General features: G+C 65.6%; 19 protein-coding genes and 1 riboswitch. Of the genes, 11 read left to right on the forward strand and 8 right to left on the reverse strand.

Translation table 11 applies throughout. From position 1 onward, the window contains the following. Positions 1-226 precede the first annotated feature (226 nt). Complete coding sequence (locus Q0R16_RS14965) at positions 227-880, reverse strand: hypothetical protein (protein ID WP_295637761.1); 654 nt, start codon at positions 878-880, stop codon at positions 227-229. After that, on the reverse strand, positions 870-2,846 hold the full coding sequence (locus Q0R16_RS14970; protein WP_295637764.1) for a DUF2075 domain-containing protein: 1,977 nt from the start codon (positions 2,844-2,846) through the stop codon (positions 870-872). The genes Q0R16_RS14965 and Q0R16_RS14970 overlap by 11 nt, the downstream gene beginning before the upstream one ends. A gap of 213 nt (positions 2,847-3,059) precedes the next feature. Here Q0R16_RS14970 and Q0R16_RS14975 point away from each other — a divergent pair, with 213 nt between their 5' ends. The 3 genes from Q0R16_RS14975 to Q0R16_RS14985 all read left to right on the forward strand — a co-directional run bounded on the left by Q0R16_RS14975 (position 3,060) and on the right by Q0R16_RS14985 (position 4,086). Further along, positions 3,060-3,200: a hypothetical protein gene (locus Q0R16_RS14975; RefSeq protein WP_295637767.1), complete on the forward strand. Its 141-nt coding sequence runs from the start codon at positions 3,060-3,062 to the stop codon at positions 3,198-3,200. Between the two features lie 119 nt (positions 3,201-3,319). Further along, positions 3,320-3,724: a hypothetical protein gene (locus Q0R16_RS14980; protein ID WP_295637769.1), complete on the forward strand. Its 405-nt coding sequence runs from the start codon at positions 3,320-3,322 to the stop codon at positions 3,722-3,724. A 128-nt stretch (positions 3,725-3,852) separates the two neighbouring features. Then, a complete protein-coding gene (locus Q0R16_RS14985) occupies positions 3,853-4,086 on the forward strand; it encodes a hypothetical protein (RefSeq protein ID WP_295637772.1) in 234 nt (77 codons plus the stop codon). A gap of 13 nt (positions 4,087-4,099) precedes the next feature. Here Q0R16_RS14985 and Q0R16_RS14990 read toward each other — a convergent pair whose 3' ends face one another. Further along, positions 4,100-4,834 carry a VIT family protein gene (locus Q0R16_RS14990; protein ID WP_295637775.1) on the reverse strand — a complete coding sequence of 245 codons (735 nt, stop codon included), beginning with the start codon at positions 4,832-4,834 and terminating at the stop codon, positions 4,100-4,102. 371 nt (positions 4,835-5,205) lie between these two features. Here Q0R16_RS14990 and Q0R16_RS14995 point away from each other — a divergent pair, with 371 nt between their 5' ends. From Q0R16_RS14995 to Q0R16_RS15005, 3 genes are all read left to right on the forward strand, one after another. Further along, on the forward strand, positions 5,206-5,451 hold the full coding sequence (locus Q0R16_RS14995; protein WP_295637778.1) for a hypothetical protein: 246 nt from the start codon (positions 5,206-5,208) through the stop codon (positions 5,449-5,451). Between the two features lie 116 nt (positions 5,452-5,567). After that, positions 5,568-7,634: a M13 family metallopeptidase gene (locus Q0R16_RS15000; protein WP_295637781.1), complete on the forward strand. Its 2,067-nt coding sequence runs from the start codon at positions 5,568-5,570 to the stop codon at positions 7,632-7,634. Positions 7,635-7,741: 107 nt separating this feature from the next. After that, complete coding sequence (locus Q0R16_RS15005; protein ID WP_295637784.1) at positions 7,742-9,916, forward strand: M3 family metallopeptidase; 2,175 nt, start codon at positions 7,742-7,744, stop codon at positions 9,914-9,916. Here Q0R16_RS15005 and Q0R16_RS15010 read toward each other — a convergent pair. The 5 genes from Q0R16_RS15010 to Q0R16_RS15030 all read right to left on the reverse strand — a co-directional run bounded on the left by Q0R16_RS15010 (position 9,885) and on the right by Q0R16_RS15030 (position 15,812). After that, positions 9,885-11,090 (reverse strand): hypothetical protein, encoded by a 1,206-nt coding sequence (locus Q0R16_RS15010; RefSeq protein WP_295637787.1) that lies wholly within the window; start codon positions 11,088-11,090, stop codon positions 9,885-9,887. The genes Q0R16_RS15005 and Q0R16_RS15010 overlap by 32 nt on opposite strands. Before the next feature lie 177 nt (positions 11,091-11,267). Then, the gene (locus Q0R16_RS15015; protein ID WP_295637790.1) at positions 11,268-12,026 is read right to left on the reverse strand and encodes an ABC transporter ATP-binding protein; all 759 of its coding nucleotides are present in this window, start codon (positions 12,024-12,026) and stop codon (positions 11,268-11,270) included. Then, a complete protein-coding gene (locus Q0R16_RS15020; protein ID WP_295637793.1) occupies positions 12,026-12,991 on the reverse strand; it encodes an iron ABC transporter permease in 966 nt (321 codons plus the stop codon). Before Q0R16_RS15020 ends, Q0R16_RS15015 begins: the two co-directional genes overlap by 1 nt. Continuing rightward, positions 12,988-13,932, reverse strand: a complete 945-nt coding sequence (locus Q0R16_RS15025) for an ABC transporter substrate-binding protein (RefSeq protein ID WP_295637797.1) — start codon at positions 13,930-13,932, stop codon at positions 12,988-12,990. The genes Q0R16_RS15020 and Q0R16_RS15025 overlap by 4 nt, the downstream gene beginning before the upstream one ends. Next, complete coding sequence (locus tag Q0R16_RS15030; RefSeq protein WP_295637800.1) at positions 13,929-15,812, reverse strand: TonB-dependent receptor; 1,884 nt, start codon at positions 15,810-15,812, stop codon at positions 13,929-13,931. The genes Q0R16_RS15025 and Q0R16_RS15030 overlap by 4 nt, the downstream gene beginning before the upstream one ends. A 108-nt stretch (positions 15,813-15,920) precedes the next feature. After that, a riboswitch (cobalamin riboswitch) is annotated at positions 15,921-16,121 on the reverse strand. A gap of 220 nt (positions 16,122-16,341) precedes the next feature. Here Q0R16_RS15030 and Q0R16_RS15035 point away from each other — a divergent pair. The 5 genes from Q0R16_RS15035 to Q0R16_RS15055 all read left to right on the forward strand — a co-directional run bounded on the left by Q0R16_RS15035 (position 16,342) and on the right by Q0R16_RS15055 (position 23,461). After that, positions 16,342-17,694: a cell wall hydrolase gene (locus Q0R16_RS15035; protein WP_295637803.1), complete on the forward strand. Its 1,353-nt coding sequence runs from the start codon at positions 16,342-16,344 to the stop codon at positions 17,692-17,694. Positions 17,695-17,867: 173 nt separating this feature from the next. Next, positions 17,868-18,173, forward strand: a complete 306-nt coding sequence (locus Q0R16_RS15040; protein ID WP_295637806.1) for a hypothetical protein — start codon at positions 17,868-17,870, stop codon at positions 18,171-18,173. Between the two features lie 227 nt (positions 18,174-18,400). Continuing rightward, positions 18,401-19,363 (forward strand): malate dehydrogenase, encoded by a 963-nt coding sequence (gene mdh, locus Q0R16_RS15045; RefSeq protein ID WP_295637809.1) that lies wholly within the window; start codon positions 18,401-18,403, stop codon positions 19,361-19,363. Between the two features lie 75 nt (positions 19,364-19,438). Beyond that, positions 19,439-20,329 (forward strand): succinate--CoA ligase subunit alpha, encoded by an 891-nt coding sequence (sucD, locus tag Q0R16_RS15050; protein WP_295637811.1) that lies wholly within the window; start codon positions 19,439-19,441, stop codon positions 20,327-20,329. 234 nt (positions 20,330-20,563) lie between these two features. Beyond that, the gene (locus Q0R16_RS15055) at positions 20,564-23,461 is read left to right on the forward strand and encodes a 2-oxoglutarate dehydrogenase E1 component (RefSeq protein ID WP_295637895.1); all 2,898 of its coding nucleotides are present in this window, start codon (positions 20,564-20,566) and stop codon (positions 23,459-23,461) included. Positions 23,462-23,463: the final 2 nt, after the last annotated feature.

The raw sequence follows: 23,463 nt of genomic DNA on the forward strand, positions 1-23,463 counted from the left end.
AGGCTGGATTTGCCGCTGCCCGACAGCCCGGTGATCACGATCAACTGATCGCGCGGCAGGCTGACATCAAACCCCTTGAGGTTATGCTCGCGCGCGCCGCGAACCGTTATATGCGTGAGACTCATGTCGCGCGATGTTCCATATTTGTTCGGGAGAGGCAATAGGTGTCCGCGGAATGCCATCGCATGATTGCGGCGGTCGGAAGATATGGACATTTGTGGGGATATCAATCGGCAGATGTTGCTTGCGCTCGAACGCGGTCCGCGATTTTGTCAGCGTCAGCCATCAGACTCAGAATCTGAGCACGGATCGCATCAAGGCGCTGACGATCAGGCGTGGTGTCCGCGCTGCTGTCGATTGCCGCATAGGCAGCGATGTAGCCCGATATCAAGCTTTCGCGACGATCTTGCTCTTGAGTGCCGAGCCCCAAGGTCTTCAGATGAACCTGCCATGGTTTGTTGCCCTTCTTCGAATTGCATGCTTTGCAGCAAGGCAAGAGGTTGCCAAGTCGATGGCCATGTCCACTGAACGCGCTGTCTTTTACGGTTGCATGGATGTGATCCCACGTTTCGGCGGGCTGGCTACAATAGGCACAGGCGAGGTCACCATCTGGATCATTGCCGAGCAGGGAAACAGCTTCCCTGACCCTGGCCTCGTCATAAGCATCGTGGGGTGCGATCGCCGCTGCGAACATGTGGTTGATCGTCGTTTTGCGGTTAGCCACCATGCGGTATGGCTTGAGGTGCGAAGCGATGGATTTGATGCGCATAGTACCACGGTGCAACGCGCGGGTGATTTGCGCCAGCCTCAATGGCAGCCTGGCGGAACAATCATTCGCATGCGAGCCAATGCAAACCAATATCGCGCCGTCATTGATCAAGGGTCGCCAGCCCGCAGCGTTGCAGGAAATCGAACGTCCCTTCGTAGAACCGCGCCGGGCGCGTCCAGTCGCCGGCATCGCCTTCGGGCACGACGATCACCATGCCTTGCCGCGCGCGCGTCAAAATCACGCGGTAGGCGTTTTTCAGGTACAGGCGGCGGGTGGGATCGTTGACCTGCTGCCATTTGCTGCCCTTGAACGACTGGTGGACCCAGCCGCCCCGATCCCTGGCGCCATCGTGGTGGAAATCGCCGTCCCACACCACGCCGGCCCAATCGAGTTCGAGCCCCTGCACGTCGAATTCGCTGGCGACTTCCTCCATGAAATAGGCCGAGCGGATGTCGGTGGCGGGGTTGAGGAACCAGTTGGGCGGGTCGACCGCGGCCTTGATGTGGATGCCGAGCGGGCGGAGGCGTTGCGCGCCCGATGAGGCGATCAGGCCGAAGCGTTCCGTGCCGCGCGCCTTGTGACGCAGCCAGGCGCGCGCGGCGGCTAGATCGCGGGTGAGGACGATTGGATAAGTCTCGCGGATGCTGTCGAAGACTGCGCGGGCGGCTTGGGCGTCACCGTCCACCATGTGGCCGATGAAAACCGAGAGGGCCTCGGCGCGGAATGAACGCATCGAGACCGACAGGTGCAAGTGTTCGTCCTGCTGGACGCGCGGCGAGGCGAGGAAATCCGCAACCCGCAAGTTTGCGCCGTATTCGGGCAAGGTGATCCGCGGTGACACGTGCACCCGCCAATCGGGGAAGCGCGCCTCCAGCGCGTTGATCCATTCGGAGATGCCCGCCTCGCCGGTGTTGATCTCCTGCCCGCCACCGATCAGGCACACGATCACGCACCAATCGGGATGGCGGTCCATCACGCTGATCAGGAATTCGGGCTCGGACATGTCGAAATCGGCCTGGCCGCGCTTGCGCTGCATGAAGGCCGAGGCTTGGGCGCGGGTCCAGGCGCGTTGGGCTTCGTCGAACACCACGACCTTTTCGATCGGCACGTCGTGGTTGCCGACATAGTGATCGCGGAAGTGGTGGATGTTCTGGATGAAGCTGCGCACTTGGCGGGCAGCGGCGGCTTTGGAAATGGCCTCGCGGGCGGATTTGTCGCGCGCCAGTGCCTCGCGCAACACGTCGACCAGCGGGCCGTTGCCTGAAAGGAACACCGCGTGTTCGTCGCTGTGTTCGTCAGACCGGCGGGTGGCGATGTTGAGCCCGGCCAGCGTCTTGCCCGATCCGGGAACGCCGGTGACGAAGCAGATGGCTTTGCGGCCGTTGGCGCGGGCGGCATCGATCACCGCGCTGACGCTGTCGCTGGTTTCCTGGAGGTTCCTGGCGCTGGCGTCGGATCGAGCGATGTCCTCGACGCTGTGCGTGCGATACAGCGTCTGCGCGGCTTCGACGATCGTGGGCGTGGGCTTGTAGCCCGCTGCACCCCATGCGGCGTGATCGAGCGGCGCAAACGAATGGCGGCGGACCAGCAGGTGGATCATCTGGCCCAAGTCCTGCGCGTTGGCACGGAGCGGCGTGGCCACCATGTCGTCGGCAAACAGCGGGATCTGGAACGGCACGGCTGGCGCGAGCGTCGCCACCACGATCGGCACCACGTTGGCGTGATGGCTGCCCTCGTGGAAGTTCTTGAGATCGAGCGCGTAGTCCTCGACTTGCAGCAGCGCGTCCTTGCCATGGTCGCGCGCGCCGACCTTGAATTCGAGCACCAGCAAGTTGTCGCCCACCAGCACCACCGCATCGGCGCGCTTGCCCATGCGCGGGATGTAGCATTCGAGCAAGATTTCGCCGGCGAGTCCGGCCAGCGCCGCTTGCAATATCCGCGTTTGCTCGACCCAGGCGAAGCGTTGCTGGATGTCGAGATCGTGGTGATGCTGGCTGGCGAGCAGGCCGAGAATGCGGTCGCCATCCTCGGCGCAGAACTGCGCGATCGGCGCTTGGTAATATGTCTTGACGCCCACTGCCCGCCTGCCGCCCTGATAGCCAGACCAAGGGCTTAGGCGCCCGCCTGGCACTGCGTCCAGGCGCGATCGAACACTTGCGCTTTCAGCTTGCAAGTATCGTCGCGGACCGGCGACATTTTGTGACCATGTATGTCTGGAAAAGCGCGGGGCTTCGTCGTCTTTGGCTGGAGCAGCGGCACGGGATCGGGGCCGGATGCGAGGAGACAAGCCATGCGACCCAGAACTGGCACCAACACCGGAACACGCGTCGGCGGGGATCGGCACAAATGGATGGAATTCGGCCTGCTCATCGCCAGCAGCGGCGCGATTCTGGCGGTGGTGACCTGGGTCGAGAGCGGTTTGGTGGGCTGAAGGCGCGCCCGGCCGGGCTGATTGCGCGACCAGCCGCATTCGGCTCATCGCATTGTAATTGAAGTCTTAACCCTGATGCCGATAGCCTCTGGCCGATAACGCGGGACGGGGGCGGCAGCATGAGGGTCAAGACCATTTTGAACGCCACGCTGGTTGTCGCATTGGTACCGGGCGCATTGGTGCCGACAGTGGCGCGGGCCGATGATCCGAATGATCCCACGATGCGCAGCGCGGCGGCGCGGGCGCGCGATCATGCGATGGTCCGCCAGCTCAACCTGAACGAACTGGCCAGTACCCGCGACCGCGATGCACGCTATTCAGGCGGGTGGGAGGCTTATCGCCAATCCCGAACCGCGGATCGCGGTGGATCGGACCAGACCGTGCGCTACGTTCCCGAGGCGGACTATGCGCCGGCCTCGCAACGCTATGCCCGCGATCGCGCGAAATACGAACGCCGCATGGCAGAGTGGCGCCGCGCGGTCGCCGCGTGCCGCGCGGGCGATTATGACGCCTGCGGAAACTGAAACGGCGCATAAGTTGACATCGTTCGGCCGATCCGCCGGCCACCCTCCGGATAAGTACGTATTGGCACAGAGAGGTATTCGGAACATCAGGCGCTTAGAAGCATTGAAATGCCTGAGGGTCCACGAATATGGGTCACGTCACTATGGGTCGGATGATCTGGATTACCGGTTTGGTCTATGCGCTTTGCGCAATGGCCGCAGGTTCGCTGCATCCTGACCATTGGTCGGGCTTCGTGCAGGCGGTGATGCTGGTGATCGCGGGTTCGACAATCCTGATGAATATCGAAAGCGATATCGCGCACAATTTGCGCGCCGCGCGCCCGGCCCGTCGCCCGGCTGCAAGGCTTCGCCCCGCAGCCTGACCGATTTGTCACCTTAGATCGTGGCGTGGAACAGCGTGCCCACGCCCGCAGTCAACGCCATCGCCAGGCTGCCCAGCACCACCACCCGGATTGTGGCGGGCAACATCTTCGCACCGCCCGCGCGCGCACCCGCGGCGCCCAGCACGGCCAGCGTGATCACTGTCGCCACGCCGATCGCGTAAAGCACGTTCGGGCCGGGCAGCAGCAGCGCCATGATCAGCGGCACCACCCCGCCTGCCAGAAATGTCAGTGCCGAGGCCAACGCGGCCTGGACCGGTTTGGCCTCGTTGCCTTCGTGAAGCCCCAGTTCGTCGCGCTTGTGCGCGTCTAGCGGATCGGTGTCGTGGAGCTGGATGGCGACTTGCTGCGCCAGATCCGCATCCAGCCCGCGGGCACGGTAGATCGCGGCCAGCTCGTGCAGTTCCTGCCTGGGGTGTTCGCGCAAGGCCGTGGCTTCGCGGACCAGATCGGCCTTTTCGGAATCGGCCTGGCTGCTGACCGAGACATATTCGCCCGCCGCCATCGACAGCGCGCCCGCAACGATCCCGGCCACGCCGGTCAGCACCAGTTGCCCCGGCGCGACCGACGCCGCCGCCACGCCCGCCATCAGGCTACCGGTCGACAACAACCCGTCATTGGCGCCCAGCACCGCCGCACGCAGCCAGCCGGTGCGCGTGACGTAGTGCACTTCGTGGTGCCCACCCAAAGGGGCCTTTTCGCTCGACTTGTCGTTCGCCTGCGCGTTCATGGTAATCCCCTGCTATCCCGAAACCCGGCCTCCGCAGCCCGGTTCCCGTGAAGAACGCCAGCTTTTGCTGCCGTAAACGGTACCTGTGATCTTGTTGCATCGGTCATGCCGAAAATTCGGTCGAGATCGAGCAAGCTACCGATTTGGACTACCCTTCCCACCAATTCGGTGTAATTCTGAAGCCGCACTTAACCATGAACCGGCGGGAGAGGCCCCTGTTCGTGCGCACGATGGCCTTTTACGGGCGTTATGCGGGAAGTGGAATGCGAAAACTGTCGTGGCCGAAATGTTTAAGGGCTGTCGCGTCGATACAAGCAACGCTTCGTAAAGCATGACAGAGAGCCGCAACGGTTGATCTAGGAAGTGAAGTGATGAAGGACGTGGTCTCGCAAAGCAATGAAGCGCTTCTGGTCGGCGGTGCCCAGGCAGGTGCGGCTGCGCCCGGCGGTGCTGCACCGGTTACTGCAACGGATGAACGCCCAAGCCTGTTCTGCAGCCTCGACGGCACTTGCGTCAATCCGCACGATGCCATCCCGCTCAACACCCGCGATACCTTTGCGCGCAATTTCATGAGCCATTTTGCGGCTGCCCTGGGCGAATCGCAGCACGCCGCCTGAACTGCGCGCCGGGTAAGCCGGCCAGCGCCAGCACTCATCGCATGTCGTTCGCAGACCCGGCCCGTCGTTGGTCGATAATGGTTTTTGTGGACCTTGTCTTGGCCAGCCGATCCGATATGACACCGCGTATGCAGTTTCATCTGAAAGCAACTTTCCGTGCCAGCGTCGCGCTTGCACTGGCCCCCCTCACCGCATTCGTCGCAGGCGCGGCGCAAGCCGAAACGGTTGTGCCGCAAGAACTCGCAGACACTCCGCCGCCGGCGTACGGCGCTACCGGGCTGGCGCTTTCGGCGCGTGACACCAAGGTCAAACCGGGCGACGATTTCGACAAATACGCCAACGGCACGTGGCAGGCGGTTACCGTGATTCCGGCGGATAAGGCCATCATCAACGGGTTCGACGTTGTGGCGGAAGTCACGCAGAAGCAATTGCGTACGCTGATTACCGCCGCGCCTGCGGGGTCCAGGTACGGCGCGCTTTACCACAGCTTCATGGATGAAGGCCGGATCGAACAGCTCGGCGCGGCTCCGTTGCTCCAGGATATCGCGGTGGTGCACGCGCTTGCCGACAAGGCTGCGTTTTCGCGCTTCATGGGGCGAAGCACCGGAACCTTCGGTATGTCGCTGGTCAGCGCAGATATCTCGGCCGATCCCAACTTCCCCACCCGCACCGTCCTTGGCATAGGCCAGGCCGGGCTGGGCCTGCCCGAACGTGACTATTACCTCAAGGACACCTTCAAGAAGCAGCGCGATGCCTATCAGGCGTATATCGAACGCACTTTTGCGCTGATCGGTGAGCCTGATCCGGCGGGTTCTGCGCGTGCGGTGATGGCGTTTGAAACCGCCGCTGCCACGGTCAGTTGGTCTGCTGCCGATCGCCGAGATATCGACAAGTCGATCAACCCGATGAGCGCGACCGAGCTTGCCGGCTTCGCACCCGGGATCGACTGGTCGGCGTGGTTCGATGGCGTGGGCGTGCAGGCTCCTGCGCGGCTGATCGTCGGCGAAAAATCGGCGGTGCGCGATCTGGCGAAGCTTTACGCCGATACCCCGCTGTCCACGCTCAAGGCCTGGGAAGCCTTCCATGTCACCGATCAGGCCGCGCGCTTCCTGCCCAAGGCCTTCGTCGACAGCCGCTTCGAATTCATCAAGTCGCTGGTAGGTGTCAGCACGATTACCCCGCGCTGGAAGCGCGGCGTGGGGCTGGTCGACCAGCAACTCGGCGAACTGGTCGGCAAGGATTACGTCGCGCAGAACTTCCCGGCCGAAGCCAAGGCGCGGATGGTCGTGCTGGTCGGCAACCTCAAAGCGGCCATGGCCAATCGCATCAAATCAAACCCGTGGATGAGCCAGCCGACGCGCGAAGCGGCATTGGCCAAGCTGGCACGGATGGACGTGATGGTCGGATATCCCGACAAATGGCGCGATTGGGACGCTTTGCGCATCGACGCGGGCGATCTCTACGGCAACGTCGTGCGCGCATCGGCGTTCAACCGGGCTTACGAAGTGTCGAAACTGGGCAAGCCGCTTGATCGAACCGAATGGGGAATGAACCCGCAGACGGTCAACGCCTACAACGGCTTCTTCGAAAACAAGATCGTGTTTCCGGCCGCCATTCTCCAGCAGCCGTTCTTCGGGCTCAGTGCCGATGATGCGGTGAATTACGGGGCGATTGGCGCGGTCATCGGGCACGAAATCAGCCACGGGTTCGACGACCAGGGCCGCAAGGTCGACGCCAGCGGCGCCCAGAATGACTGGTGGAGCAAGGCCGATGTCGCGCGCTTCGAAGCCGGCGCCAAGGTGTTTGGCGACCAATACGCCAAGTTCGAGGTGGTGCCGGGCACGTTCGTCAATCCCACGCTGACGATGGGCGAGAATATTGCCGATTACGCCGGCGTGCTGGTGGCGCTCGATGCCTATCACAAGTCGCTGGGCGGCAAGCCCGCTCCGGTCATCGAAGGACTTACCGGAGACCAGCGCTTTTTCCTCGGCTGGGCACAAGTCTGGCGCTCCAAATCGCGCGACGAAGCCATGAAAAGCCAGGCCACCAGCAACGAACATACGCCCGACCGCTTCCGCATCCTGGGGCCCTTGCGCAACGTCGATGCGTGGTACGCCGCGTTCAACGTGAAGCCGGGCGATGCAATGTATATCCCGCCCGAACAGCGCGCGCGGATCTGGTAAGGCGGCAAGCCTTCCGAGCCCATTCATGTCCCGGCGGCCACAACCGCCGGGATATTGATTTCAAACCAGAATTTGCCATTTCAAACCAGAATTCGGAAAAAAACGTCATGACGCCCATCACCCGCCTGTCGATCGCCGCGCTGATGCTCGCCGGGGTTTCTTCGCCCGCTTTCGCGCAAGTCCCCGCCGGCACCGGCGTGTTCGCGCAGCCGTCGACGCTGCCGTTCCACGCGCCCGATTTCACCAAGATCCATGACGAGGATTTCCAGCCCGCGATCGAACAGGGCATCTCCATCACGCAGGCCGAAGTGCGCGCCATCGCCGACAGCACAGAGGCGCCCACGTTCGCCAACACCATCGAGGCGCTCGAACGGTCGGCCCAGATGCTCGACCGCAGCTATTCGGTGTTCAGCGCGCTGACCGGCGCCAACACCAACGACAAGCTCGACGCGATCGATACCGTCATCTCGCCCAAGCTGGCCGCGTTGCGCGATGCGATCGATCTCGACCCCAAGCTGTTCGCGCGGGTCAAGTCGCTCCACGATCGGCGCGCGGCGCTTGGCCTCACCGCCGACCAGACGCAGGTCCTGACGCTGACGTACGACCGCATGGTCCACAACGGTGCGCTGCTGTCCGATGCCGACAAGACGCGGCTCAAGGAAATCAACGGCAAGCTGTCGTCGCTGGGCACGGCGTTCGGCCAGAAGCTGACCGCGGGCACCAGGGACGGCGCGTTCGTCACCACCGACAAGGCCGCGCTGGCCGGGCTGACCGATGCCGATCTGGCCGCGGCCGCCAAGGATGCCGAAGCGCGCAAGCTGCCCGCCGGTTCCTACGTGCTGTCGATGCAGAACACCACGCAGCAGCCGTTGGCAGTCAAGCTGACCAACCGCGCGACCCGCGAAGCGCTGCTTGAACGCAGCCTCAACCGCTCCGAACGCGGTGACGCCAACGACACCCGCGCGCTGATCCAGCAGATCTCCGAACTGCGCGCCGAACAGGCGAAATTGCTTGGCGCGCCCAGCTTCGCCACGCTGACGATGTACGACCAGATGGCGAAGAACCCGCAGACCGCGCTGGCGTTCATCGGCAAGCTGGTCGGCCCGCTGGCGGTGGCGCAGAAGCAGGAAGCCGCCGAACTCGATGCGCTGATCAAGCAGAGCGGCGGCAACTTCGCGGTCACCCCCGCCGATTGGCCGTTCTACGCAGAAAAACTGCGCAAGGCGAAGTACGACATCGACGAAAGCCAGGTGAAGCCCTACTTCGAAATCCACCGTGTGCTCGAGGACGGCGTGTTCTATGCCGCCAACCAGCTTTACGGGCTGACCTTCAAGAAGCGCACCGATATTCCGGTCTATCAGGCCGACGTCAGCGTCTACGAAGTCTCGGACAAGGACGGTTCGTCGCTGGCATTGTTCTACTTCGATCCGTGGAAGCGCGACAACAAGTCTGGCGGCGCGTGGATGAGCAACTTCGTCAACCAGTCTACCCTGCTGGGCCTGAAGCCGGTGGTCTACAACGTCGAGAATTTCACCAAGCCCGCCCCCGGCCAACCCGCGCTGGTCACTGCCGATGACGTGAACACCATGTTCCACGAATTCGGCCACGCGCTGCACGGCATGCTGTCGAACGGGCGCTATCCGTCGATCTCGGGCACTTCAACCGCGCGCGATTTCGTCGAATTTCCCAGCCAGTTCAACGAGAACTGGGCGTCGGACCCCAAGGTCTTCGCGCACTATGCCAGGCATTACCAGACCGGCGCGCCAATGCCCGCCGCGCTCGTCGCCAAGATCAAGGCCGCGCGCAAGTTCGACCAGGCCTATGCGCTAGGCGAATCGACCGCGGCCGCATTGCTCGATCTCAAGTGGCACGCGCTTCCGGTGGGATCGGCACGTCCCGATGTCGATGCGTTCGAAGCCAAGGCGCTTGCCGAAACCGGGCTGGATACCGCGCACGTGCCCCCGCGCTACCGCAGCAGCTATTTCCGCCACATCTGGGGCAACGGCTACGCGGCCGGGTACTATGCCTATTCGTGGACCGAAATGCTCGATCACGACGCGTTCCACTGGTTCGAAACCCACGGCGGGTTGACCCGCGCCAACGGCCAGCGCTTCCGCGACATGATCCTGAGCAAGGGCCACAGCCAGGACTATGCAGTGATGTTCCGCAACTTCACCGGGCACGATCCGCAAGTCGGCCCGATGCTGGAAGCGCGCGGGCTGGTGGCGGAACCGGCGAAGGCTGCGCCGGTCAAGAAGGCCGCCACGAAGCGGCGGGGCTGATGCGCGAGGATAGCTGACGCTCGAACCGATGCAGCACTGCCAGTGTGCCGAGTACGGTCACTGGCAGGCTGAACGAAGCAGTCCACATCCACGTCCGCAACGGCACGCCGCCCAGCGCCTCGATCAGGAACGGCGGGTACAGCATCACCGCCAGCGACAGCGCCAGCAGGTCAAGCGGCCGCTCGGCGGCAAGGCGCCAGCGGGATGCCAGCGCTGCAACGGCCAGGCCCAGCGCGGGCAGCATGATCTTGACCAGCGCCGCGCCGGGCTGCGCATCGAGCTTGCCGAGCACGTGCGCGGTCGGGAACCGGGTCGGGTCATGAAGATAAAACGGCAGGTTCAGGGCAAGGACCACCACGCCGCACACCGCAGACAGCCGCAGGCACCGTGCCGCGCCATGAACCTGCCACACGTGCCCGGCCACGATGACCAGCGACACCGCGTAGATCGGCCGTGACGATACGGCGACGGCAAGCAGGATGGCGCTGCATGCCCGAGCCAACGACCTTTCGCCCCGCTGCGTGCGGATGCACCAGTCAGTCACGATCGCGACGTAGAGCGCGTTGACGAGAAAATCCCCGCCCACCACGAAATCGTCGAGTGCTTGCGGCGCCACGACCACCACCACCAGCCCGGCAATCCAGGCCGTTGCAGGCTCGCGAAAGTGGGTGCGGCACCACAGCAGGAAGGCCGGAACCCAAAACAGGTTCTGCAGCGCCGCATTGCCCAGGAACTGGAACGGTCGGGCCAGCAGCAACGCTCCCGGCATGGGCGTCGGCGGATTGCCGAGATACGTCATCGCCGCGTAGGGATAATGGCCCGCGACCAGCGAGCGCAGCGCATCATTCAGCGCATCGTCGCGATCCGATCCTCCGCCGAACCGTCCACTCGTTGCAAGCGGATATAGCACCGCGAACAGCGCCACGGCCACCGCGCAAAGGGCAAGGAACCATGCCCTGGTCGGCCGCAGTCTTTGCGACCTTGCCGCAAGCAGCAACAGGCAGAGCCCGGCCAATGCCACGATCGCCAGCGCAACCGCGCCGGCAAGGTCGGTAACCTTGACCAGTTGCCCGAGCGACGGAACCAGCCACAGCACCCATAACGACAGCACCGGGCCGGCAATTCCGCTCCATGGCGCCGCGCTGGATGGCTCGGTGGGCCTGGCCGGTATCATCAGTTCGCCCGACTCGCGGTGGAGCGGGTTTTGCCCGCCTGGCTTTCGGGAATCGGCGCCAACGGATAGGTCGCGGGTCTGCGCCATTCGATCATCTCGGCCTCGAAAGTGATCATCGCTCGATTCTTGTGTGCATCGCGGCAGGGTAGTGCCGTTCGGTCCGGATGCAACGCGCCGTCAGCCCCCGCGCACCACCAGCGCGCGTTCACCCGGATTGCCGAGCCATTCGGTATTCACACCCCAGCCCCGCGCGATCACGGCGGGCGTCAGCACCTCGGCAGGCGGGCCATTGGCGATCAGGCAGCCTTTGCCCAGCACCAGCACACGATCGGCATGGTTCATCGCCAGCGCAAGGTCGTGGAGAACCAGCACAACGCCCCTGCCCTGCCTGGCCAGCGCGCGGAAATGCGCGGTCAGGGACAGTTGATGCGCCAGGTCAAGCGCGGCCAGCGGCTCGTCGGCCAGCACCCATTCGGCGCCGGTTGCCAGCACCCGCGCCAGCAGCGCGCGGCCGCGCTCGCCGCCTGACAGGCTGTGGACCGGCCGGTCGGCAAACGCGGTGAGGTCCATCGCGGCGAGTGCCTGCCCGATCGCCGCCGCGTCCTCGGCCGCGCTGCTGCTGCCGCGCCCCGGCAAGCGACCAAGCCCGGCCAAAGCGCGAACCGAGAGGTTCCACGCCACCTCGCCCGCTTGCGGCAGGTAGCCGATGCGGCGCGCGCGCGTGGTTGGCGCGATCGCGCCCAGTGGCTCACCCGCCAATGCCGCGCGCCCGGTCTCGGGCACGATCAGCCCGGCCAGCGCCGCCAGCAAGGTCGACTTGCCCGCGCCGTTGGGGCCGAGGATCGCGGTGATTTCGCCCGCGTTCAGATCGAAGCTGATCCTGTCCAACACGGTGCGGCCGCCGCGTGCCAGTGTCAGATCATGTGCCGTCAGCATCACCCGATCTCCCGCCGCATCTTGAGCAGCAACGCGAGGAAGAACGGCGCGCCGAGCAGCGACAGCGCGATGCCCAGCCGCAATTCACCGCCCGCCAAGGGCAGCAACCGGCACAGGCAATCCGCCAGCAGCAGCAGCAGTGCCCCCGCCAGCGCGCTCGGCACGATCAGTGCCGAGGGGCGGTGATCGGTGAAGCGGCGCAGCAGGTGCGGCACGATCAGCCCGACGAAGCCGATGATGCCCGCAACCGCCACTCCGCCACCGACGCACGCGCCCACGCCCAGCACGATCAGCACCTGCAATCGCGCCGGGTTCACGCCCAGCGAGCGCGCCGCCGCCTCGCCCAATGTCAACGCATCGAGCGCGGGCGCGGCAATCCGCAGCAGCACCAGCCCCGGCAGCACGGTGGCGGCGGCGATGCCCACGTCGCTCCACGCGCGGTCGGTCAGCGCGCCCATCAGCCAGGTGACGATCTCGGACAGCGCGAACGGGTTGGGCGCCAAGCTGATCGCCAGGCTGGTCAACGCGCCCGCGAGGCTGGCAATCATCATGCCGGCCAGCGTGAACAGCGCGACCGAAGCCTCGCGGCCCGCGATCAAGGCGAGCAGCGCCATTGCGCTTCCGGCGCCGATGAGGGCGAAGATCGGCAGCAGGAACGGTTGGGCCGAGTAGCCGAACCAGAACGAGCACACCGCACCCAAAGCCGCGCCGGGGGCGATCCCGAACAGCCCCGGATCGGCCAGCGGATTGCGCAGATAGCCCTGCATCGCCGCGCCGGATGCGCCAAGCCCTGCGCCGACTATGAGCGCAAGGGCGGCGCGGGGGAGCCTGAGTTCGAGCAGGATCGGCAACGCGCCGAGGATCGCGGGATGGAGCGGATCGAGCCACACCCGCCCGGCCAGTAGCGAGAGCGGGACCGTGATGATGAGGGCTAGAACGAGCCAGAGGTTGAGGCGCGACATCATGTCCCCCGCCCTCTTGCGGGAGGGGTTAGGGGTGGGCTGTCGTTACGCAGCGTTCCGCTTTCACGCAGCCCACCCCCAGCCCCTCCCGCAAGCGGGCGGGGGGTCAGGTTGCGCCGGACTTCGGCCAGCCGCCCGACTGCGCGAATAATCGTCGGTCCGCCGCAATAGGTCAGCACCGGATCGAAATGCGCACGCATTGTCTGCTTCAACCCCGCCAGCGCCGGGTGCTGCAACAGGCGATCGCCGTCCGCGCGCGGATCGCCGGCGCTCAGGATCACGCGCGGCGGCTGTGCGATCATCATCTCAAGCGGCAGCCGATCAGCCTGCCGCATGCCTTGTTCCGCGGCGAAGTTGGCAAAGCCGGTGCGCCGCAGCAGGTCCGAAACCAGCGTATCCGCGCCCGGCACCATGCCGCCCTGTTCCCACAGCACCGCCGGGATCGGCGATGAACCCTGCGGCGGCGCGGCGGCGGCAAGCGCCAATTCGATCCGTCGCACCAGCGCTTCTCCGCGCTCGGGATGCCCGGCCCACGTGGCGATCTGCCGCACTTGCGCCAGGCTGGCGGGCACGCCGTTGGCGATACCCAGCGTCTCCACCCGCAGCCCCAGCCGCGCAAACGCACTGCGCGTGGCGACGGGCAGGAAGCTCGCCGCGATCACCACGTCGGGATGCAGCGCGACCACTTCCTCGGCCGTCCCCCCGGTTGCCGCGAAGCTGCGCGCCAGCCGCAGATCCATCGAGGTGGCACGTGGGTCCTGGCTGTAGCTGGAGATCGCGGCGATCTGTCCACGATCGGCTACCTCGGCCAGCACCGCGTCGCTGCACGGGTTGAGGCTGACGATCAGCGGGTGCAGATGCGGAACCGGCGCGACCGGTGCGCGCGCGCAGCCGGCGATGAGTGCAATCGCACCCAGGCCGGTCAGCGCGCGCGCCGCCCTCACCAGCGCAGCTTTGCGCCGGCGTAGGCGCTGCGGCCATATGTGCCGTAACCCGCCACGGTCTGGTACTTGGCGTCGAACAGGTTTTCCACCCGCGCGAACAGTTCGTAATGCTCGCCCAGCGGCAATTTGGCGCGCAATGTGGCCAGTTCATAGCCATCGACGCGCTTGCGGTTGCCGGCATCATCGAAGCTGCGCGAGACCAGCCGCAAGTCCGCACCGAGTGCCAGCCCGGCCCACGGACTTGTCCAGTCGGCGACCAGCGTGACGGCATTGCGGGGGCGACGCGCCTGGTCCTTGCCGAAATTGGCGTTGCCCGGCGTCTGGTTGGTCACCTTGAGGTGCGTATACGTCGCCGAAACGGTGAAGTTATCGGCCGGGCGCAAGCTGGCCTCGGCCTCGATACCTTCGGCCCGGGCCTTGCCGACGTTGACGTAGCTGAAGCCGAACAGGCACTTCGCGCACGACACGAAGTCGATCAGGTTGCGGCTGTCGCGGCGGAATGCGGTCACGCCCGCGTGGAACGTGCCGTCGGCCGTGCCATAAGCGATGCCCGCGTCGTAGCTGCGGCTGTTTTCGGGCTGGAGCGACAACTTCCCGTAAGCCGAGTACAACTGATACAGCGTTGGTGCCTTGAAGCCCTCGCCGTAGCTGGCGGTCAGCCGCACGCGATCGGTGAGCTTGACGCTGCCGTTGGCACCGAAGGTGGTGTGCGTGCCGAAGCGGCTGTGGTCATCGACCCGCACCCCGCCCGCCAGCGTGGCCCGATCGGTGTACCAGCCCAGCAGCGCGTGGCCGCTGGTCAGCCGCGCGGTCTGTTCGGGGTCGAACGCGGTCAAGAACTTCGTGCGTTCGGTGTCCGCGCCGAAATCGAGCGCGAAGTTTGAAGGCAAGCGCAGCCGTCCGGTCAGGTCTGCGCGCTCGCTGCGCCCGGCGGTGTTGTAATTGGGGGCCTTGCCGAAGGTGGGGTCGAAGTAGGTGCGGCGGGTGTCGGACAGTGCGTAGCCCGCATCGAGGTCTAGATTTGCGCCACGATAGCGCAAGCCCGCGCGGCCCGAGGCCTGCTTGCTCACCTGGTATTCGGGGGTATCGGCGAAAGTGTAGTTGGGCGCGGGGAAGCCGTCGATATCGATGTGGCTCCACGCATAGCGCGCGGTGGCGACTACGCTGAGTTCGCGGGTCAGGTCGAAATGCCCGGTACCCGATACGCGTGCCTGGCGATAACCGTCGGGTTCGGTGCCGATCGCGGCGGCGGAGATGCCCTTGGTCGTGGTATAGCCGCCGGTCAGCGAAATCGCGCCCTGCTTGCCTTCCAGCCCGGCGGTGGCATCGCCGTTGAAGGTGCCGTGCGAACCGCCCTCGGCGCTCGCTTCCAGCCCGGTGAACTGGCGGCTGGACAGTGCCAACACGCCGCCGAGCGCGTCCGAGCCCCATACCACGCTGTTCGATCCGCGCAGAAGTTCGACTTTGCCCAGCGCGCCGAGCGCGATGCTGCCAAGGTCGGTCCCGCCCGATGGCGCGGCCACGTCGGTCAGCCGCACGCCGTCGAGCAGCACCAGCGTCTGTTCGGAATTGGCGCCGCGCACGAACAGGCTGGTGGTCGAGCCGATCCCGCCGTTGCGCGCCAGCGTCACGCCCGGCGCGCGTTCGAGCAGGCGCGAGAGATCGGCGCCCTGCACCGCGTCGATCGCCTTGGCGTCGAACACGGTGACGGGTTGGCCCGATTGGTCGACCGGGATCACGCTGCCGGTGGCGACGACGGTGATCGAGCGATCGGCGATGCGATCGGCCACGACCACATCATCGCTGGCCTGCTGTGCTTGTGCAGAAGCGCTCAGCGCCAGCGCGCCGAGCGAAATGGATATAGTAAACAAGGTCTTCACGGTCGATGCTCCCAGCCCATGGACGGATTGCCGTCCATGGCGGGAAGCGCGCGGGGCCTTGATGGCACGCACTTCTCGACCTGCCTCCGGTACACCCCGCCCGGCACGCAGCGAACGACCACCATCGGCAGGTCTCCTGGCTCCCGGGTCATCGCGACCGCGCCGCCTTCCCGGAGCTTGCGCTCCAGTGGCTTCATGGCGGGCCGCTCTCCGGTTACAGTTGCGGGGGCAGCTTGCGCGTTGCAGCGCAAATTCCCTCAAAGGCCCGCACGCTTAATGCATTTGGGCACCGTCGGCGTCGGCGCGGCGCATAGGCGCACAAAGGTGCATGTTGCAAGTGCGTAATCGGATTGCCGCCAGCTGGCGGCGGGGTGAAAAACGCCCGTTAAGCATTTTACGCTAGGCTCCGCATTTGTGCCGCCATGGCACGATCGCAATTCGATGGGTGCGCAAGGCTTTAGGCCGCGCTAGCCCGCAATCGCAGACCCGCCGCTTGTCGCTAGCGGGAGCATGGATTTAGCCCGCCCCAATGCCGCTCGAGATCCAGTACCGCCCGATTGCCCTGCCCGCCGGGGCGCGCAGCACGCGGCGCCCGGTGACCATTGTGGTGCCCGGGCCGGTGCCGATTCCCGCCGCGACCGCCGCAGAAGCCGAATTCGACCGGCTCAAGGCCGCAGTCATGGCCGAACGCGCAGCGCCCAAGGCCAGCCGTCCGCGCCCGCTTGCCTTGCTCCAGGCGCTCGCCCGCGCAACAAGCTGGCGCCAGCGCGTGGCCGGAATCGCTGTGATCGGCGCGCTCGGCGTCACGCTCGGCGCGATCGGCTGGGGCAGCACCGGGATCACCCCGGCCCGCGCCGAAGTCGATGTGGCGGGCCTCGAACCGTTCGAACGCGCCGGGCAAAGCTTCCCCGGATCGGCGTTCTACTACCTCGATCCGGCCGACACCGGCCTGGTCGCGCCGCGCGTGGCCGAAAAGGCCTGGGCAACGCAGGGCGACGAGGCCGCGCAGCTTGCCGTCAATCCGCTGGCGCAGGGCTTTTCGGCCGCCGGAGCAGGCGTGCCGATCGCGCGGCCGCTGTTCGTCAGCGGCGGCGAGGATCACTACCGCGCGGTGCAGTGCCTCACCGCGGCGATCTATTACGAAGCCGCCAGCGAGCCCGATGCCGGGCAGCGTGCGGTGGCGCAAGTCGTGCTCAACCGCGTGTCGCATCCCGCCTTCCCCAAGACGGTGTGCGGCGTGGTGTACCAGGGTTCGGAGCGCGCCGGCTGCCAGTTCAGCTTCGCGTGCGACGGGTCGATGGCGCGCAAGCCGATGGCGCAGTTCTGGGACCGTGCGCGGCGCGTGGCCAACGATGCGTTGGCCGGCAACGTGTTCGCACCGATCGGGCTTTCGACGCACTACCACACCGGCGCGGTCCACCCCACGTGGGACCAGTCGATGCAGCTTGTCGACATCATCGGCGCGCACCGGTTCTACCGCTGGCCGGGGCTGGCCGGGCGACCATCGGCGTTCAACGCCAATTATCGCGGTGGCGAACCGCTTGCCGCACCGCATGCGCCGGTGGCCGGGCCAGCGCTGAAATTCGACGTGGCGAGCGACCCGATCGCGCTGGCGAAGGCTTACGAGGAAGGCCGACTGGCCGCGCTGAAGCAAGCGGCGGCGGGTGCGCAGGACGCGGGCTCGGCCGCTTTCGGCCAGGCCGCGGCTGGTTCGGCACGGCGCAATGCGATGTCGCAGTTTGCACCCGAGATCGAGAGGCGCGGTGGCGACGCGCTTTATCGGGCCAGCAACTTGCCCGGTACGCCCGCGGCAGCCGCAACCGACACCGCACTGCCCGAATACCGCAACAGCGGCCGCTGGATCGCCCAACCCGGCAATTAGGGCGCACGCTTGCCTCACCCGGCAAGCCGCTGCCGATGATCGCGGATAAAGCGTTAACGCGCCGTCCACCCTAAACTCGAACCTGCCGTTAGAGGCATGGGCCTAGAGCGGTTGGACCACGCAGCGATTGCTCGCGGTGTGGCCAACCGTTCAATAAGGCGAGACCGGGCACCATGCTGCATTTTTCTCCACGCCACGGTCCCCAGGCGCTTCATGGCGTGCGGCGGCGGCCGATGCGGCTGGTGGCGGCGAACGACAATCCTGCCGGCCAGGGTTCGCGCGAGGTGCCGCTGGCAACCGCGCTCAAGATGTTCGCCAGCCACGGGTTGTCTGCCGCTGCCCAAGCCGGGCAAAGCGCGCGTGATGCCGCGCGGATGGGTGACGAAGCCGGGTTTCACCACTGGCTGGCAGTATGTCGCTCGCTCGATCGGCGGCTGGCGATCGAGATCGAAAAGCGGCGCGCGCGCGGGCGGCTGTAAGCCCCGCCGCCGCAGCGGCAACCTGACCGAAGCCCTGTTCCTGCTATTGCGAACCAGTTGCAAAGATACCTTGTACATCCCGTGCTTTTGGCGGTTGCAATCGCCTGCCCGCTTGCTTAGGGCACTTGCCGTCAAGGCGTCTCTCCGTCGCGGAGCTTGAGGGGATGTGCGCCATGGGTCGGATCGGCACCCAAGCTCCCGAAACCTTCGTGAAGGAGCTAATCTCTATGGCCCGCAAGAAGATTGCGCTGATCGGCGCCGGTAACATCGGCGGAACTCTCGCACACCTCGCCGCGCAAAAGGAACTGGGCGATATCGTCCTGTTCGACGTGGTCGACGGCATCCCCCAGGGTAAGGCGCTCGATCTGTCGCAGTGCGGCCCGGTCGAAGGCTTTGACGCCCAGATCACCGGCACCAACGATTATGCCGATATCGCCGGCGCCGACGTGGTGATCGTCACCGCGGGCGTTCCGCGCAAGGAAGGCATGAGCCGCGACGATCTGCTCGGCATCAACTTGCGGGTGATGAAGGCCGTGGGCGAAGGCATCAAGGCGCATTGCCCCGGCGCGTTCGTGATCTGCATCACCAACCCGCTCGACGCGATGGTGTGGGCGCTGCGCGAATATTCGGGCCTGCCGCACAACATGGTCTGCGGCATGGCGGGCGTGCTCGATTCGGCGCGGTTCAGCACGTTCCTGGCGTGGGAGTTCGGCGTTTCGGTGCGCGACGTTTCCAGCTTCGTGCTCGGCGGACATGGCGACACGATGGTGCCGGTGGCCGAATATTCGACCGTCAAGGGCATTCCCGTGCCGGATCTCATCAAGATGGGCCGCACCACGCAGGACAAGATCGACGCGATCGTCAAGCGCACGGCTGGCGGCGGCGGCGAAGTGGTCAAGCTGCTCAAGACCGGTTCGGCGTTCTACGCACCGGCGGCTTCAGCGATCGCGATGGCCGAAAGCTACCTGGGTGACCAGAAGCGCGTGCTGCCGTGCGCGGCGCACCTCACCGGCCAGTACGGCGTCGACCAGCTATACGTCGGCGTGCCGGTGGTGATCGGCGCGGGCGGCGTGGAACAAGTGATCGAAATCGCGCTGACCGACCAGGCCAAGGCCGGGCTCAAGGTCAGCATCGACGCGGTCAAGGAACTGCTCGTCGCGTGCAAGGGCATCGACGGCAACCTGGGCTGAATTGTGATTCCCGGCCCCTCACGCAAGTGGTGAGGGGTTGGCTATTTTATTGAAACTGCAAGGACTTCCTCCCCGATGTCGATCCTCGTCAACAAGTCTACCAAGGTCATCACGCAAGGGATGACCGGCGCCACCGGCAGCTTCCACACCGAAGCGGCGCTGGCTTACGGCACGCTGATGGTTGCGGGCGTGACCCCGGGCAAGGGCGGCACCACGCACCTCGATCTGCCGCAGTTCAATACCGTGGCCGAAGCCAAGGCCGCCACCGGCGCCACCGCTTCGTGCATCTATGTCCCGCCTCCGGGTGCGGCTGACGCGATTCTTGAAGCGATCGACGCCGGAATCGAACTGATCGTCACGATCACCGAGGGCATTCCGGTGCTCGACATGGTGCGCGTCAAGCGCGCGCTGCAGGGCACCAAATCGCGGCTGATCGGACCGAACTGCCCCGGCGTGCTGACCCCCAACGAATGCAAGATCGGCATCATGCCGGGTTCGATCTTCAAGGCCGGTTCGGTGGGCGTGGTTTCGCGTTCGGGCACGCTGACCTATGAAGCGGTGTTCCAGACCTCCAACGCGGGCCTCGGCCAGACGACCGCGGTCGGTATCGGCGGCGATCCGGTCAACGGCACCAACTTCATCGACGTGCTCGAACTGTTCATGGCCGACGAAGCCACCAAGTCGATCATCATGATCGGCGAAATCGGCGGTTCGGCCGAAGAAGAAGCCGCGCAGTTCATCAAGGACGAAGCCAAGCGTGGCCGCGTCAAGCCGATGGTCGGCTTCATCGCCGGCCGCACGGCGCCTCCGGGACGGCGCATGGGCCACGCGGGCGCGATCGTTTCGGGCGGCCAGGGTGGCGCCGAGGACAAGATCGCGGCGATGGAAGCGGCGGGTATCACCGTCAGCCCCTCGCCCAGCCTGCTGGGGGAAACTTTGGTCGAGGTGCTCAAGGAGCGCGTCTGACTTCAAGGAACAACGGTGCTGCCGTGCGGTTGTTCGCACGCAGTACCGCGCAGCGATGGTTAATGTCGAATTGACCACGTTGCTGCGATGGCGGGCCGTTACGGTCGCCAGGGAATTGGTGGGGACAGTTTGGGGGCAATCGATCCCGGGCCACGCGTTGCGCGGCCCGGGGCGTAAGCTGATGTTCGGGCCGAATGGCCCAGGAGCGCATCTCGCGCTCGGAAGGTGATGACCATGGGTCAGGAAATGCAGGATTTCGCCCCCGACGCTAGTCTGGCTTTGGGGGCGCAGGACCAACCGCAAGCCGGCCCGTCGTGGCAGCGCAAGGGCTGGTCCCCGGCCGATGCGCTGGCACAGGATGACCTGACCTCGGCGCTCGATCCGATGGCGATGAAGGCGGCAATCAAGGCCGCCGTGGCCAAGGGCGCGGCTCCCGTTGCTGCGCTCGACGAAGCCGCGATCGAACAGGCCGCATCGGATTCGGTCCGCGCGATGATGCTGATCCGCACCTACCGCGTGCGCGGGCACCTGGCTGCCGATCTCGATCCGCTGGGCCTGGCGCACCAGAAGATCCCCGAGGATCTGGATCCGACATACCACGGCTTTGCCGGCGCCGCGCTCGATCGGCGGGTGTTCGTCGGCGGCGCGCTCAACCTGCAATGGACCACGGTGCGCGAGCTGGTGGCGATCCTGCGGCTGAATTATTGCGGCAAGGTCGGCATGGAATACATGCACATCGCCGCAGTCGAGGAACGCCGCTTCCTGCAGGAACGCATGGAAGGCGCCGACAAGCAGATCGAATTCACGCCCGAGGGCAAGAAGGCGATCCTCGCGGCAGTGATCCGCGGCGAGCAGTACGAGAAGTTCCTCGGCCGCAAGTACGTCGGCACCAAGCGCTTCGGGCTCGACGGCGGCGAATCGATGATCCCCGCGCTCGAGGGCGTGATCAAGTACGGCGGACAGTTGGGCGTCAAGGAAATCGTCTACGGCATGGCCCACCGCGGGCGATTGAACGTGCTCGCCAACGTGATGGCCAAGCCTTACCGCGTGATCTTCCACGAATTTTCGGGCGGTTCGGCCAACCCCGAGGACGTCGGTGGATCGGGCGACGTGAAGTACCACCTCGGCACCAGCACCGACCGCGAGTTTGACGGGATCAAGGTGCACATGAGCCTGGTGCCCAACCCCAGCCACCTCGAAACAGTCGATCCGATCGTGCTCGGCAAGGTGCGCGCGGGGCAGGTGTTCCGCGATGACATCGGCGATGAAACGCAAGGCGCCATCCCCGGCGAGGGCGCGCGCGGCAAGCACCAGCAAGTGCTGCCCGTGCTGATCCACGGCGATGCAGCGTTCGCGGGCCAGGGCATAGTGTGGGAATGTCTCGGGTTTTCGGGCATCCGCGGCTATAACACCGGCGGCTGCATCCACTTCATCATCAACAACCAGATCGGCTTCACCACCAGCCCGCAATTCGCGCGCAGCTCGCCGTACCCGTCGGACGTGGCCAAGGGCGTGATGGCGCCGATCCTCCACGTCAACGGCGATCATCCCGAGGCGGTGACTTTCGCGTGCAAGCTGGCGATCGATTACCGCCAGAAATTCGGCCGCGACATCGTCATCGACATGTGGTGCTACCGCCGCTTCGGGCACAACGAGGGCGATGAGCCTTCGTTCACGCAGCCGCTGATGTACGCCAAGATCCGCCAGCATCCGCCAGTGTCCGAGCTGTTCGCGGCGCGGCTGGTGGGCGAAGGCGTGATCGACAAGGACTGGCTGGGCGAAACCGCCGACCGCTTCGTCGCCACGCTCGAATCCGAATTCACCGCTGCGGGCAGCTACAAGGCCAACGAGGCCGACTGGTTTGCGGGCCGCTGGACCGGCCTCAACAAGCCTGCCGATCCCGAAACCGCGCGGCGCAACGTGCCCACCGGCATCGAGCAGAAGCTGTTCGACAGCCTGGGCCGCACGCTCACCACGGTTCCGGCCGACCTGACCATCCACAAGACACTGGCGCGCGTGATCGACGCCAAGCGTGCGATGTTCACCAGCGGAGACGGGTTCGACTGGGCGACGGGAGAGGCGCTGGCGTTCGGCAGCCTCGTGTCCGAGGGCTATGGCGTGCGCCTGTCGGGCCAGGATTCGGGGCGCGGCACGTTCAGCCAGCGCCACGCGGTGTGGGTCGACCAGACCGACGAGCACAAGTATGTGCCGCTGACCACGCTGCCGCACGGTCGGTTCGAAGTGCACGACAGCCCGCTTTCGGAATACGGCGTGCTGGGCTTCGAATACGGCTACGCCAGCGCCGATCCGAAATCGTTGGTGCTGTGGGAAGCGCAGTTCGGCGATTTCGCCAACGGCGCGCAGATCATCATCGACCAGTACATCGCCGCCTCCGAAGCCAAGTGGCTGCGCGCCAATGGCCTGGTGATGCTGCTGCCGCACGGGTTCGAGGGGCAAGGTCCCGAGCACTCCTCGGCACGGCTCGAACGGTTCCTACAGCTTTGTGCGCAGGACAATATCCAGGTGTGCAACATCACCAGCCCGGCCAACTACTTCCACGTGCTGCGCCGGCAGATGCACCGGCCGTTCCGCAAGCCGCTGATCATCATGACGCCCAAGTCGCTGCTGCGGCACCCGATGGCGAAGTCTCCGGCCAGCCTGTTCGTGGGCGACGGGCACTTCATGCGCATCCTGTCCGACGTCACCCCGGCGGCCGACGAGGCGACCAAACGGCTGGTGCTGTGTTCGGGCAAGGTGGCTTACGACCTGATCGAGGCGCGCGATGCTGCGGGCCTGACCGACACGCAGATCGTGCGGCTGGAGCAGCTCTATCCGTTCCCCGGCGAGCCGCTGGCCAAGCGCATCGCGCGGATGACCGCGCTCGAAACCGTGGTGTGGTGCCAGGAAGAACCCAGGAACAACGGTGCGTGGTTCTTCGTCGAACCGCTGATCGAGGATTCGTTGCAGGCGGCGGGCAGCACGGTGGCACGTCCCCGTTACGCTGGCCGCAACGCCAGCGCCTCGCCCGCCACGGGCCTCGCGTCTCGCCACAAGGCCGAGCAGGCGGCGCTGGTTGCCGATGCGCTGGGGCTGTCGGTACGCGGCGAGATCCGGCGTTTGAAGAAGGCTTAAAT

Origin of the sequence: Novosphingobium sp. (assembly GCF_025351285.1) — a bacterium.
In the GTDB taxonomy this organism is placed as follows: domain Bacteria; phylum Pseudomonadota; class Alphaproteobacteria; order Sphingomonadales; family Sphingomonadaceae; genus Novosphingobium.

Coding starts and splice junctions, on each gene's coding strand:
- Q0R16_RS14975 (WP_295637767.1), top strand. CDS start 3,060: ATGCGACCCAGAACTGGCACCAACACCGGAACACGCGTCGGCGGGGAT.
- Q0R16_RS14980 (WP_295637769.1), top strand. CDS start 3,320: ATGAGGGTCAAGACCATTTTGAACGCCACGCTGGTTGTCGCATTGGTA.
- Q0R16_RS14985 (WP_295637772.1), top strand. CDS start 3,853: ATGGGTCACGTCACTATGGGTCGGATGATCTGGATTACCGGTTTGGTC.
- Q0R16_RS14990 (WP_295637775.1), bottom strand. CDS start 4,834: ATGAACGCGCAGGCGAACGACAAGTCGAGCGAAAAGGCCCCTTTGGGT.
- Q0R16_RS14995 (WP_295637778.1), top strand. CDS start 5,206: ATGAAGGACGTGGTCTCGCAAAGCAATGAAGCGCTTCTGGTCGGCGGT.
- Q0R16_RS15000 (WP_295637781.1), top strand. CDS start 5,568: ATGACACCGCGTATGCAGTTTCATCTGAAAGCAACTTTCCGTGCCAGC.
- Q0R16_RS15005 (WP_295637784.1), top strand. CDS start 7,742: ATGACGCCCATCACCCGCCTGTCGATCGCCGCGCTGATGCTCGCCGGG.
- Q0R16_RS15010 (WP_295637787.1), bottom strand. CDS start 11,090: ATGATACCGGCCAGGCCCACCGAGCCATCCAGCGCGGCGCCATGGAGC.
- Q0R16_RS15015 (WP_295637790.1), bottom strand. CDS start 12,026: ATGCTGACGGCACATGATCTGACACTGGCACGCGGCGGCCGCACCGTG.
- Q0R16_RS15020 (WP_295637793.1), bottom strand. CDS start 12,991: ATGATGTCGCGCCTCAACCTCTGGCTCGTTCTAGCCCTCATCATCACG.
- Q0R16_RS15035 (WP_295637803.1), top strand. CDS start 16,342: ATGCCGCTCGAGATCCAGTACCGCCCGATTGCCCTGCCCGCCGGGGCG.
- Q0R16_RS15040 (WP_295637806.1), top strand. CDS start 17,868: ATGCTGCATTTTTCTCCACGCCACGGTCCCCAGGCGCTTCATGGCGTG.
- mdh (WP_295637809.1), top strand. CDS start 18,401: ATGGCCCGCAAGAAGATTGCGCTGATCGGCGCCGGTAACATCGGCGGA.
- sucD (WP_295637811.1), top strand. CDS start 19,439: ATGTCGATCCTCGTCAACAAGTCTACCAAGGTCATCACGCAAGGGATG.
- Q0R16_RS15055 (WP_295637895.1), top strand. CDS start 20,564: ATGGGTCAGGAAATGCAGGATTTCGCCCCCGACGCTAGTCTGGCTTTG.